Annotated in this window: 12 protein-coding genes; 7 read left to right on the forward strand and 5 right to left on the reverse strand. The window is 35.3% G+C overall.

The annotated features are described in order from the left end of the window. Positions 1 to 212: 212 nt before the first annotated feature. Positions 213 to 1,067 (forward strand): hypothetical protein, encoded by an 855-nt coding sequence (locus P1X15_RS10165; RefSeq protein WP_277338019.1) that lies wholly within the window; start codon positions 213 to 215, stop codon positions 1,065 to 1,067. A gap of 439 nt (positions 1,068 to 1,506) precedes the next feature. On the opposite strand, the gene P1X15_RS10170 is transcribed toward P1X15_RS10165, so the two are convergent. The 4 genes from P1X15_RS10170 to P1X15_RS10185 all read right to left on the reverse strand — a co-directional run bounded on the left by P1X15_RS10170 (position 1,507) and on the right by P1X15_RS10185 (position 5,589). After that, on the reverse strand, positions 1,507 to 2,382 hold the full coding sequence (locus tag P1X15_RS10170; RefSeq protein WP_277338020.1) for a toprim domain-containing protein: 876 nt from the start codon (positions 2,380 to 2,382) through the stop codon (positions 1,507 to 1,509). A gap of 349 nt (positions 2,383 to 2,731) precedes the next feature. Continuing rightward, on the reverse strand, positions 2,732 to 3,913 hold the full coding sequence (locus tag P1X15_RS10175) for a VapE domain-containing protein (RefSeq protein ID WP_277338021.1): 1,182 nt from the start codon (positions 3,911 to 3,913) through the stop codon (positions 2,732 to 2,734). A gap of 107 nt (positions 3,914 to 4,020) precedes the next feature. Further along, positions 4,021 to 5,295, reverse strand: coding sequence for a site-specific integrase (locus P1X15_RS10180; protein ID WP_277338022.1), 1,275 nt, complete (start codon positions 5,293 to 5,295; stop codon positions 4,021 to 4,023). 72 nt (positions 5,296 to 5,367) lie between these two features. After that, the gene (locus P1X15_RS10185) at positions 5,368 to 5,589 is read right to left on the reverse strand and encodes a hypothetical protein (protein WP_273215637.1); all 222 of its coding nucleotides are present in this window, start codon (positions 5,587 to 5,589) and stop codon (positions 5,368 to 5,370) included. A gap of 87 nt (positions 5,590 to 5,676) precedes the next feature. Here P1X15_RS10185 and P1X15_RS10190 point away from each other — a divergent pair, with 87 nt between their 5' ends. From P1X15_RS10190 to P1X15_RS10215, 6 genes are all read left to right on the forward strand, one after another. Further along, positions 5,677 to 6,237: a helix-turn-helix domain-containing protein gene (locus P1X15_RS10190; RefSeq protein WP_277338023.1), complete on the forward strand. Its 561-nt coding sequence runs from the start codon at positions 5,677 to 5,679 to the stop codon at positions 6,235 to 6,237. Between the two features lie 43 nt (positions 6,238 to 6,280). After that, positions 6,281 to 6,886 carry a hypothetical protein gene (locus P1X15_RS10195; protein ID WP_277338024.1) on the forward strand — a complete coding sequence of 202 codons (606 nt, stop codon included), beginning with the start codon at positions 6,281 to 6,283 and terminating at the stop codon, positions 6,884 to 6,886. A 683-nt stretch (positions 6,887 to 7,569) separates the two neighbouring features. Next, positions 7,570 to 10,635, forward strand: a complete 3,066-nt coding sequence (locus tag P1X15_RS10200) for a PAS domain S-box protein (RefSeq protein ID WP_277338025.1) — start codon at positions 7,570 to 7,572, stop codon at positions 10,633 to 10,635. After that, on the forward strand, positions 10,632 to 11,057 hold the full coding sequence (locus tag P1X15_RS10205) for a response regulator (protein WP_277338026.1): 426 nt from the start codon (positions 10,632 to 10,634) through the stop codon (positions 11,055 to 11,057). The genes P1X15_RS10200 and P1X15_RS10205 overlap by 4 nt, the downstream gene beginning before the upstream one ends. A gap of 15 nt (positions 11,058 to 11,072) precedes the next feature. Continuing rightward, positions 11,073 to 12,089, forward strand: coding sequence for a PAS domain S-box protein (locus tag P1X15_RS10210; RefSeq protein ID WP_277338027.1), 1,017 nt, complete (start codon positions 11,073 to 11,075; stop codon positions 12,087 to 12,089). Positions 12,090 to 12,108: 19 nt separating this feature from the next. Continuing rightward, a complete protein-coding gene (locus P1X15_RS10215) occupies positions 12,109 to 12,507 on the forward strand; it encodes a response regulator (protein WP_277338028.1) in 399 nt (132 codons plus the stop codon). Between the two features lie 210 nt (positions 12,508 to 12,717). Here the strand turns inward: P1X15_RS10215 and P1X15_RS10220 are convergent, their stop codons facing one another. Further along, a complete protein-coding gene (locus P1X15_RS10220) occupies positions 12,718 to 13,176 on the reverse strand; it encodes an SMI1/KNR4 family protein (RefSeq protein WP_277338029.1) in 459 nt (152 codons plus the stop codon). Between the last annotated feature and the right edge of the window lie 221 nt (positions 13,177 to 13,397).

The raw sequence follows: 13,397 nt of genomic DNA on the forward strand, positions 1-13,397 counted from the left end.
TACTTACCTACCACTTGATAACTTTTTCATTCATATATAGTGACAGCATTGCTTTGGTATAGTTATATTGCTACTTTTATTTCTTTTGAAACTTTTACCTAAAATTAGTTAATGCCAAAAGTTAGGTATCTAAAGTAAGAAGAATACTCTAAATCTTCCAAAGTTCAACTTAATTAAGCCAATATACTCCAATACAACAAATCAAAGTAAAAATGGAACAGCTTAACATTTTTATTAGTGTTGGTGCGACAGCAAATGATACTCAAGAAAAATTTGTCGCTGCTATTGAAGATAAATTAAAAAGGGAAAATCTAATTCCAAATACAGTCGGTAGAAATAAATTTACCTCAGGTTCACCTTTAAAAGCTATTAACGAGCTTATGGATGAATGTTCTGGAACTATCATTGTAGCTTTGGAACGGACATTTTTTTCAACTGGCTTCGAAAAGCGAGGAGGAGTGAAAGAAAGACAGTTAACTAATACGAAATATGCTACACCTTGGAATCAGATAGAAGCCGCAATGGCATATTCAAAAGGATTACCATTATTACTCATTATTGAAACTGAATTAAAAAGTGAAGGTCTATTAGAAGAAGGTTATGATTGGTATGTGCTATGGGTAGATCCCAATGAAAATGCTTTAACAACAAAGGAGTTTAATGGCGTTTTTTCAGATTGGAAGCGAAAGGTAGAAAATTACAAAAAAAATCAGCCTAATAGATTAGCAACAGAAAAAAGAAAAGTTCCCTTATTCAATGGAAATTTCTATAATATAAGCGTTGAGACTTTTTGGGTTGCACTTCCAATTATTTGTAGTCTTGCATTTTTTTTAGGTACAATAAAATATGATGCAGACAAAATCAGCCTTTCCGAACAAAAAAAAGCATTGGAGGATACGGTTAGAGTTCGGGAAAAAACGATTAAATATATTAGACATAATTCGGATTCAGCGTTAAATATTCTAGGGCATATGCCTTATAATGAAATGACTTTGGATTCACTATCTTTCAGAAAAGTTCAGACTACTATTGAAAATGCCGGTGGTGCTTTGTATTTAAATAGATAAACTTTGTTCTATATTAGTTAGCCATACAACAAAGTCTATTTGATTCTAACTTCAATATATCCAAGCTATTACTTTCTGTCCCTTAACTCCCTACGCCGATATGCCTTTTGGCAATTGTGAGAACAAAAGGCAGTATCTACCCTACGGGCTTCAAAATTTACCTTGCAATAAAGGCACTCTTTACGATAAAATAGCCCTATCTCCGTTACTTTGCCATAATGTTCGTAATGAACTTTATCTTTCTTAACACTTATAAAATTGTAGTTGCGGTTACTTCTTTTCTTTTCCATTTGTCTGAGTTATTTCTGGTTTATATTCGAGTTATTGGTGGTTTAATGGTGGCCTAAACAGCCTTTTTGACTGGTTTTTTGCCCTCATTTTTGCCTAATTTTCTGCCTCACATACGTACGGGAGCATTCACACGCGCACAAGGTTAAAGCTACTGCCTAAAAAAACACTTTGTTAAATAATCGTTTACGTCTTTGTAGGGTTTATACAACTCTCTGCAATCCGTCACGTTTACCCCTGCCATCATTAATGAGTTCATTCCCGTTTTACCTCCATTATCGTTATCAAGGTAACCATACACCATTTGGTACGTTTTAAGTAAAGAAATAGCTGTTTGGATATTGGAAATGGAGTTAAAAACGATAACATCACAATTCGGTTCTTTGCCCTGCCAAACGATGTATGAAAGAAAATCAATAAAGCCCTCAAAAATCAACGCTGTTGAATTATCTATTCCTTTAATTGTAGTTATCGCTTTGGGGTTGGTTGATAGCTGTACATAAACGTTTCGTAGCTCTAAACCCTTCAAATCATTTTCAAAGCAAACCGCAAACTGATTTTTGTCGTTGACTTTAAAATAGCACTCTTTTACGTACTTATGAGCAACGGCAAACGGAATGCCCCGTACATTGCCCAAATACGTTATCAAGGCTCTATTTTCAAGTGATTTTACTTTCTGTACTGTCAGAGTTGATTTTTTTTCATTGCAGGGCTTTATTAAGCCGCTAAAAGAAAAAGAATGGGTGATTCCCTCAAATTCTTCCAGTAATTGAACGGCTTTAGCGAAATTACAGGCTTTTAAGCGACATACCAAGGTGATTACGTCACCTCCTTTATCGTTGGTCGTAAAGTCCTTAAAAACATTTCTCTCAGGGTTTACAAAAAATGAAGGTGTATGTTCGTCTTTGAATGGTGAATAGTAAAGCAATTGCCCGTTTTGTTCTTTTACAGGTTCAATGCCCCTACTCGAAAGATAGGCCGTTATCGGTATAGTCTTTAGACGTTGTATTACTTCGTTTGGTATCATTTCTTCTTTTCTTTTTAGCGGCTTAAAACTTGGTTAAATTCAATTTTCAATTTTTACCAATCAGCCTTTTTATACAAATGGTTTATAGAATTTTTTGCTTTTACCTACTCGGTCACTCGTTCTGTACTTTAAACAGCTTAAGTATCTGATAAACAACTTATTATTTGTTATTCTTACGAGTGACTAAGGTTAAACTCGGTATTACTGTCTACTCGGTTTTTACCCTAGTCACACTCAAAAACCGAGTAACGAGTAGAAACGAGTAAGATAGCATCTACTCGGTTTTTTATATATTAATATAGTGATTATCAATGCTATACAACATAACGAGTAACCGAGTAGGTAAAATTTACTTTGCGATGAGAAAATAACCCTTTTCGGAGTAGCGCAATGCACCATTCCACATTGATGATTGTGGGAATCCTAACATTTTTAAAGCTGCCCCAATTTGGGTAGGCAGTAACTTTGGAAAACCTTTATCACGAAGAAGTTTTTCAATCTTGGATGGGGTATAAAATTCGGCTCCTGCCTGCCCTTTTTCGGCTTTTTCAAAATGAGAAGCTACCAATTCCATTTCAGTTGTTACCCTTAAAAAACGACGGTTCAGGATTTCGTTTTGATTGATTTCATCACGGGTAAGTTCACACTTAAAACCGTCCTTTAACAGGCTGTAAGCTTGCGACCATACCTTTTCAATATCAACGTTTTTGTTGTATCCGTTTTGTTCTCCGTTATCATGCTGAATACTCAACACATTAAAAATTATCCAACGGACAGAACCCGTAGCATCCGTTAAAAAATCGCGGCTGTTTGTAGTTGCTACGAAAGAAGCACGGCGGGGAATTGATACCTCATTATTTGAATACAAGGGGCGAAGTTTTACATATCCTTCCGATAAAGTGGCTTTAAACTCATTGTTGAGGTCTTTTTTCTCATATTGGCCTAATTCATCTAAGTTGATGATAAAATTCTGACTAAGAGATATTTTTCCCTCACGCCCTCCGTGAAAATCGTAATTACTACGTGAATAAGGCTTTAGTTGGGTAGGAATCAGAAAATCAAAAAAAGACGTTTTACCATCATGTTGATTTCCTACAAAAGTGAAGCAATGTTTATTGAACTGAATTTTATTCAACGCTTGAGCAACTACGCGAACCAACATTTTTTTAAACATCAATTCAAACCATTTTTGGTCATCGGTTTTAACGTAAGTTGATAATTGTTGGATGTAATCAGGTTGCGAAGAATCCCAAGGAGGCAAGCCCTCAAAATACTCTCTCAGTGGGTCATACTTTGCGATAACAGACGAACCTAGCAAAGCTTTAAGTTCCCCATCAAAACGCGTATGACCTGCTTTTAGAAGCTCGTATTTTAAATCATTCTCATTGACTGGCTCAAAGGACTCTGTCGTATTTTTCAAGCGTTTTTCAATGGTATTTGTAATGATATTGATACGGATTTCATACTTATCCGAAAGATAATTTTCGATTTCATCAATCCGTAAAATTTTTTTATTCCCAGAATTTGCCATAAATTTATGTCCGTATTTTAAAGTGAAATACCGTTCCCCAAAACGGTTATTTTATTGAAATAGAAAGCCCTACCAAGTCGGTAAGGCTTTTTTGTAGATTACACCCATCAAATTGCTTGTTGGCGGTTAAAAGCTTCATTTAATGCCTTTACAATCGTTTCGGGGTCATTATCAATATAGTGATGTTCTGTAATAGCCACTGAAGTATTACCCAATGATTTTGAAATCATTTCAGCAGATACACCCAAACGTTTTAGATGGGTGGCATAAGTTCGGCGCATATAGTGAGTAGTAACCCTTTTTTCTATACCCGCTACCTTGGCAAGTTCTTTGAGACGAGTATTAAATTTTTGATTACTCAATACAGGTAAGCAAACATTTGCAGCCTTACAATAAGGGTCAAATTGATATTTATGAAGTATTTCAAGGGCATCAGGTCGTAAAGCGGCAACTTGCTGATTTTTAGTCTTTCCTCTATCTAGTATAATTATCTTTTGACCGTCATTTAGGGTTTTGATTTGTTGAGGGCTCAAATCCCTTAAATCTTGATAGGCAAGCCCCGTCAATGCCCCAAACACAAAGCAATCACGCACTTTTTGCAACGTTTCGGGAATAAAACTGACCTTATAAATAGCAATCAATTCATCAGGTGTGAGGTATTCTATGGGCTTACGCCTTTTAGTAAATTTATGAAGAGATAGAGGATTTACATCTATATATTCATTAAGTAACGCATAGTGTAATACTTGCCTAAAATATTCTCCTACTTTCACATAGTAACTGTACTGATTTCCCTTCTCGACCATCATGTAAGTTTCTAATTGTCGGGCAATAATGGGTTTTAGTTCAGATAAGCGGAGTTTTTCGGTTTTGTATTGATGCCTTACAAAACTTTTAATAATTTCGTTTGACTGCCTATAACGCTGATAGGTTCGGTGAGCATGGGTTTTACCTACACGTTTCCCACAATCGGCCAAGTATTCGTCTAGTAATTCAAATACATTAGGAATCACATAAGACTGCGTACCCAAAATAGCATTTTTGATTACCTTCAAACTTGTATCTCTATCCGTCAAAATCATTTGAGCATAAAGTTCGTTAGCCTGGCTTTGGATATAGTCCAATAGTTTGTTTTTATTAAAGTCATTCTCAGTTCTTTGACTTTTTAAATCAAAATTTTGAGGTTCGCAAGTGATACCAGTGCTAAATCGTTCTACTTGCCCTAAATTGCGGAATACGGCATAAATGACACCCCCGTATCGCTTGTGCGGAACCAAATTAAAGTTAGCGGTAAAGGCTCCAAATTTAGAACGTTTACCACTTGCTCCTTTTTCAGACTGCTTCAAAAGCTGAGTCAGTCTTTTTTGTTGTAAATTTGCCATGTTTTGCTTTATGTAGTTAAGAGTGAAACATTTAAGCCCTACACCGTTGGCGCGGTTGTAGGGCTTTCCCAGTTAAAAAAGTACGTCAGAAGGCAACCCAAAGTATTTTGAAAGACTTAGGGCTTCATCATAGGTAGGGCGTTTTTTGCCTTCTACTAATTGCCAAAATCGTATTCGATTAATACCCACATATGGGTAAAACTTTGCGGTAGGCTGAAATTTCGTGAGGTTCTTATCCTCAAATGATTGTACAGCCGCTTGTAAAGGCGTTTGATTTGCTAAATTTGTACACATATTGATACGTCTTAGATTAATATTAGATACAAATGTATAAAGTATTAGTCTTAAATTCCAAATTTAACGTACCAAAAACCAAGAATAATGTATCTAATTTTGTACATGGATATATCAAACTCTATACGAAAGCTTAGAGAGTCTAAGCATCTAACTCAACAGGAAGTAGCTGATAGACTGCAAATTGAGCGTTCAAACTATGCCCGTTTTGAAGCAAGAGGAAACAAATTAACCATTGAGCAACTAGAAAAGATAGCAGAAGCTTTAGGGGTTAAAATCACTGAGATTTTGATTGATAAACTACAAAATGAAGAACCAACACCTAAAGAACAAGCTCTTTTAAAAGAGGTGGAAACCCTAAAAAAGAGGGTCGAAGACTTAGAAAGTCAAAACAAGACGCTTCAAAAGAGCATAGATATGGTTTCAAAAGTTTTTGAAAACGCTATGGGCTTTATTGCTACCAATAAAGGGAGCTTGAACGACATGCTTTCACAGGAAAATATCCCATCGAGTGACCTTACTAACTTTTCAAAAGATATTATTGATGTAGTACCTGATGAATTATTTAATAAAAAAGAGAAGGAAGATTTAAAGAAAAGGGCTGATGAGCAAATGAGTGATTTAAGGAGAAAGAAGAAAGAAAATTAACAAACGAATTAAACACTAAAACAAAACAATAATTTCAAACCTAATGAAGATACTATTTTTTGCTCTACTTCAGCTGCTTACCTTTCCACTTTACAGCCAGTTGTATAATCACAAAAGTTTAGGAATCAAAGGAAATGTTGAGTCAATCACTTGGTTAAGTAAGTATTCGGAAGAATACACAGATACGACTATAATGTTTTTTAATGAACGAGGAAACATGTATCTTCAAAGAAGTCAAAAAGGCACATTAGAAATGTTTTATAATGAAGAAGGAGGTCTTATTAAAACAAAAGCCTCTTTCGCAGGTATTGTATCAGAAACAAACTTAACTTTAAAAGGCAACATTCAGCATTTCGAGGAAACATATGATAAACACATTCAGCATGGGTATAATATTTTAGATAGTCTTGGAAAAATTACAAAAAAAATATATTATAAAGATAACAATCCTAAAAAACCATTTACCATAATGAAAATGGTCTATGATATTTATTGTAACCCCACTGAAAGCATACAATATCAAGAAGATGGCCCACCTATGGTTTTTCCATCCACCTACAAATATATTGATTTCGATAAAATGGGAAACTACACCAAGCTTATCATTTCAGAACAAATACAAGCAACAAGAATTATTAAATACCGCTAGAGCATTACTTTTCGAACAAAATCAAAATAACGCACTGTATATCAATCCATTATACAGAATCTTCCCCTCTGCTGTACTATTCTATTTATGAGGCCAATGCGTACTTTTAACGTGTTGGCTTTCTGCATTTTAGAACCTAACAACCAAAGTTTTACTTCCCAATCACTTTTGCGATTACTTCACATTTTCGCAGTTACTTCATTTTTTGACGTAACTGTGAACTTAAATATTTAGCATACTTTTTGCTCTTCCCCTTCACGAATGGGTAGTGTGGCGCAAGCTCACTACTTATGTCAACATTAAACAGCTACAAGGCACCAGCAATTTGGGCGGCGGTTGACAGCGGTAGAAAAGAAATGAAGATTGAGTATTTGACTTGGAATTTTAAAAGAAAAGAGCTCCTATAGTTAGGATTTTCTTCCTTTTAAAATGATTAACATCATATAAATAAGAAAAGTATAATTGATTAATCCACACCTTTATTCATCTGATGACACCCACTTAACCTTATTAAATAAAATATATATTATAATGATGATGTACAGCCATTGTCTCAAAATTCCCATTTGAAATTGTAAAGGCTTTTTGCTCAACTCTAACTTTTGTCTGCGGTACAAGAGTTCTCCTTAAATGTTTATTTTATTACAACAAATACATCTTTTTAAAGCTGATGCAGCTTCCATATGGCTATTAAAGTCGCTCATACTCTTACCCCTCTATTTTTGGGCTCGTTGTCAACCATTGACTTTAATGGTAATTTTCAGTCCATTAGCGATTCACTTTCTCAAGTATTAGGCTATACTTCAAAAGAGCTTAAGGATAAAAAGTTTATTGACTTGGTGATTGATTTCGACCAAGATAAAACAACCGCTTGGCTGAATAGTATAAGCACCAATAAAGAGGTAGTGGGAAGCCCGTTTTATAATTATTGCAAACACAAAGATGAATCACTTATTCTTCTTGCTTGGACTGCTTATAAAAGGGAGGGTGAAAATCTAATTTATCTATCTAGCGCCTTACTAAAATCAGAAAGTTACGACTTTACAGAAGTCAAATCTTTAACCCAGACGCACTCTATATTGACTTTATTAGAGTCTGTGATAACCTACGTATCCGATGCAGTAGTTATTACCGAAGCAGAGTCTGTATCAACACAGGGAGTGCGCATCGTGTATGTAAATGATGCCTTTTCGAAAATGACTGGGTACACCCCGGCAGAGGCCATAGGTCAATCTCCTCGCTTTTTACACGGGCCTCTAACTGACCAAGATACCATTAATCTTTTGAGAGAGTCGCTCAAAAAATGGGAACCTTGCGAAATAACAGTCGTCAATTACAAGAAAAATGGTAAAGCATTTTGGAACAATATAAAAGTTCGTCCAGTAGCAAATGGGGAAGGAAAGTTTACGCACTGGATTGGTCTTGAAAAAGACGTTACAGACTATAAAGTAGAAGAGTTTAAAAAGACGATATTAGCAGAGTTAAGCCAAATATTTAATCAAAAGCATAAACTTATAGTTACCTTACCTGAGATATTAAGGCATATTATAAAAGTAAGTGACGTCAATTTGGGCGAACTTTGGTTAGTTACTCCCAAAAAAGAATCTATTCAACTTAGGTGTACTTTTTATAAAAATGCCGCAGGGGAAGTGTATTCCATTGAAAACACTCAACCTAAGTCTTTTCTTTTTGGAGAAGGAATCTCAGGGAGTGTATGGTCTTCTGGTAAAATATTAATATCTGAAGATGTTGAATCATATCTTTGGAATCCTATTCACTCAAATACAGGCAAGTTTAGGTCTGAAACTATTGTAGCGCTACCTCTCCTATACAGTACTATAGGAGTGATGGTTTTAGGACTTGATAAATTAGCGCATGAATCTATTTATTATCAATCCTTTTTTTATGAATTAAACTCTTTTTTAGAAGCGCAACTCAATCGAAGGTACTTGGAAGAAGAAGTTAATCTACTACTTAATTCGGCTCCAGTCATTATTTGTTTAGTAAGCTTTGACGGATGGTTCAAAAGAGTCAATTCTGCGGCTAGTCATTATCTTTCTTATTCGGAAGACGAACTTCTTTCTCAGCCAATTTTTCAGATTATACATCCTGACGACCATTCGATCGTGGCTCAAGAAATTACGTCCCTACAGCAAGGAGACTATAATACGCAGGATTTTGAAGTAAGGCTGATTGCTAAAAATGGAGAAGTGAAAATCTTTAGCTGGACAGCTACCAAACTACAAGAAGAAGAGCTGATACTCGCGATTGGTAAGGATGTTACAGAACAAAAAAAATTACAAACATTATTGGATAATGCCTCCGAATTAGCAAAAGTAGGTAGTTGGGAGATTGATTTGGTAACTGGCTCTATTTATTGGTCCAAAATGGTATACGAAATCCACGAAGTAACGCCTCAGTTTATACCTAGTATGGAGAATAGTTTGACATTTTATCAGGAAGATTATCGGGACATGGCCCTTGAGGTTTTCACAAAAGGCCTACAAACGGGAACTAATTTTGACTTTGAAGCTCCTATCATAACTGCTACAGGAAAAAAAACATGGGTTCGGACAATTGGTACTTGTGAATACAATGAACAAAAAATTGTAAAAATAAGAGGTAGCTTTCAGGATATCCATGAAAGAAAAATGGCTCAAATAGAGCTACAGCAGTCGTATGAAGAAAAAAACATGATTTTGGATAGTATCGGAGACGGTTTTTTTTCAATTGATAAAAATTGGATTGTTAATTACTGGAACAAGCAAGCAGAAACCATTTTAGGAATCAAAAAAGGGGATATCGTAGGTAAAAATCTGATATCGATTTTTGATTATATGGAAAATGCGCCTTTGCATATCCAATTTCAGAAAGCAATAGCCGAAAACCTTACTTATACCTCCGAGGATTTTTATCCTCGAATTAATAAATGGATTGAAATAAGTTGCTACCCCTCTGAGAAGGGGTTGTCGGCATACTTTAAAGATATTACAACTCGCAAACAATCAGAGTTTAATCTCCAGCAACTTAATCAAACACTGGAGCAACAAGCCAAAGAACTTGCGGTTTCCAATGCGGAATTGGAGCAGTTTGCTTATGTAGCTTCCCATGATTTACAAGAACCCTTGCGGATGGTAACAAGTTTTTTGAGCCAATTGGAAAGAAAATATGGCTCCTCACTTGATGATAAAGCCAAACAATATATTTACTTTGCGGTGGATGGAGCCAAGCGAATGCGGCAAATTATCCTTGACTTATTGGATTTCTCAAGGGTTGGCAAAAATCTCGGACAACGCGAAGAGGTGCCAATCTCTCACTTAATAGAAGAAATCATTCAGCTACAAAAACAATCAATTGAAGAGACCCAGGCAGTCATTGTGTATGGAGACTTGCCGACTATTGTGGGGTATAAAGTACCCTTGATGCAGGTGTTTCACAATCTGATTAGCAATGCTTTAAAATACCATCAAAAAGGAGTGTCTCCAAGAGTGAAAATAGAGGCCACCGAAGAGAATGAATATTGGCTTTTTTCAATCAAAGACAATGGGATAGGTATTGAGGAAGCCTACTTCGATAAAATTTTTATTCTTTTTCAGCGTCTTCATGGACGAGAGCAATACAACGGTACAGGGATTGGATTGGCGCTTGTAAAAAAAATAATAGAAAATGAAGGGGGACGTATATGGGTACAGTCTACCCTAGGTCAAGGAAGTACTTTTTACTTTACCCTTTTAAAACAAACTTTATGAAAAAGTTACACATTTTACTCGCTGAAGATAACGAAGGTGATATTGTTCTCACAACCGAAGCGCTTGAAGAAGGGGGAGGAATAGGGGCTATCAGTGTTGTAAAAAATGGAAGAGATGCACTTGATTTTGTGATGCAAAAAAATGACTATGAACAAGTTTTACTGCCCGATTTAGTTTTGTTAGACATAAACTTACCGCTAAAGAGTGGTTTTGAAGTATTAGGAGCTATCAAAACCCACGAGGCTACAAAACACATTCCCGTTATTATGTTTTCAACCTCTGCTTCCCAAAATGATATCAAACGAGCCTATCAAAATCACGCCAACTGCTATATCACTAAACCAGCCGACGTAACCCAATTTCTCAACATAGTCAAATGCCTCAAACATTTATGGTTTGATATGATAAGCTTGAGCTGTTAAATTACTGTGTGTTTTATGCAAAGTTCACTACTACACTATTCTATACTCATCATTGAAGATAACCTTGGAGATTTCGTTCTCATTGAAGATTACTTGCATGAATTTTTACCCTCTTCTGAAATCTATCAGGCCCCAACCTTTAGTAAAGCCAAAGAAATGTTGGCTAGTAAGGATATAATATATGATGTGATTCTGTTAGATTTATCATTACCCGACCATTCTGGTAAAAAGTTAATTGAGGAGGCCATTGAAGCTTCGGGCAATAATACCCCCATTATCATCCTAACAGGATACTCAAGCTTAGATTTTGCGATTGAGTCTTTGACGATAGGAGTGGCCGACTATCTTCTCAAGGATGAGCTAACTCCCATAGCCCTACGTAAAAGTGTTCTTTATACCATTGAACGTCATAAAATACTCCTTAACCTAAAAGAATCAGAGCAGCGATATGCTGATTTATTCCATTTTAGTCCTCAGCCTATGTGGGTGTTTGATGTTGAAACATTGGCTTTCTTAAATGTCAATGAGGCGGCTATTCGTCATTATGGCTACTCGTATGATGAATTTTTGAGTATGACTATCAAAGATATTAGACCGCCCGAAGATATTCCTTTGTTGCAAGCTGTACTGACTCGTAACAAAACTACTCATCGTTCCTTTTTTCAAGCAGAGTTTAGACACCAAAAAAAGAATGGTGAAATTATTATTGTTGATCTAAAAAGTACCTTCATCATTTATCGTGGACGTGCGGCCAAATTAATTTTGGCTCACGATATCACTGCCAACAAGAAGTATTTAGAGGAGATTGAGCACCAAAACCAGAAATTACGTGAAATAGCCTGGGTCCAATCACATGTGGTAAGAGCCCCTTTAGCTCGGCTTTTGGGGCTTACGCAGTTTCTTAATGAAGAAGACTTGTCGCCCCAAGAATACAAACAATACCTTAAAGAACTCCATAATTCAGCCTCAGAACTAGATATTATAGTAAAAGATATTGTTAAAAAGACCCATGAATTAAAACTTACCAAATAATATAAACTCAATTTGAATTATGGAAATGCTCCTTGTTGACGACGACAAGTTTTTTACCCTTATGGCCAAAACAATGGTAACAAAAACGGGCTTACACTCTTCGCCAAAAGCCTTTGAAAATGGCTTTGTGGCGTTGGAGTACCTAAAAAACAATTATACCCCACAAGAGAAATACCTTATTTTTGTGGACATTAATATGCCCATAATGAATGGATGGGAGTTTTTAGAAGGTATTAATGAAGTGGGAGGTAGCCCTAATAATATCTTTGTGGTAATGGTGAGCTCTTCTGTTGATTATGCAGATATTCAAAGAGCTCTTAAACATCCTTATGTAAGAGAATATTTAATAAAACCTTTATCAATACAAAATATGACTGACTTAAAGAAAAATCACCTGTTGGCACCCTTGTTTGAATAAATCTATACGTTCTGATTATCAATCTCTATCCTTTTATATTTCCTTTAAATCATTGATTTCAAAGGGAATAGAAAAACTATTTAAGATAATTAATCAGTACTTTCTTATAAAAACATCAACTTATAAACACTTATCCCTTATAACAAAATCCTATTGAAGGATATCACACAAAAGACTTTTTAATAAATCAATTTAATATTTAAAAAATACTTATTCAAGCATATCTAAAAATTCTAAAAATGAATTAGCAATTAATCGAACAGGAATAAAATTTCTTTCCTCATCTTTTTCTTCTGAAATGTAAACTTTCCCAAGGTTTTCACCAATATGAGAAATGTATATCTTCCATGGACATGTAGTAAAACCGAAAGGAAATAGACATTCTCCATGTTCTAACTGCTCTCCAAAAAAATCATAGTTTCCTTCAATAGATTTAAACTCTACAATTATACTACCATCATCCAAAGGCCTAATACCCATAACATCACAATTAAGAGGGTACTCTAAATTGATTTGAGTATTTAATAAATCAGCTCCGTTAGCAAATAAATAAAAACTTCTTAATTGAAAAGGTAATTGTACCCCTAACTCTTGTTCGACTTTTGCGATTCCTGTTTCTGCCAAAGGCGGATTACAATTTTTGAAATAGGGTTGAAATAAGGTTTCCATAATTAGTTACAAGATTTGTTTATTTTCGAATGTTGTAATTGAGGGTCATCAAATTTATCTTTTCCAATGTTGTCCATTTTCCCCCAACGTATTTGGAAGGCCCCTCACTATTTATTAAACATCATGTGTTTTCCATATTGATCATGATGCCAACTCCATCTGATTCAGTCGTGAAATTCATTATGGAACCCCCTTTTAGATAATATCAGTTTTTTTCCAAA

The sequence above is a fragment of the Runella sp. MFBS21 genome, from assembly GCF_029433105.1.
Classification (GTDB): Bacteria; Bacteroidota; Bacteroidia; order Cytophagales; family Spirosomataceae; genus Runella.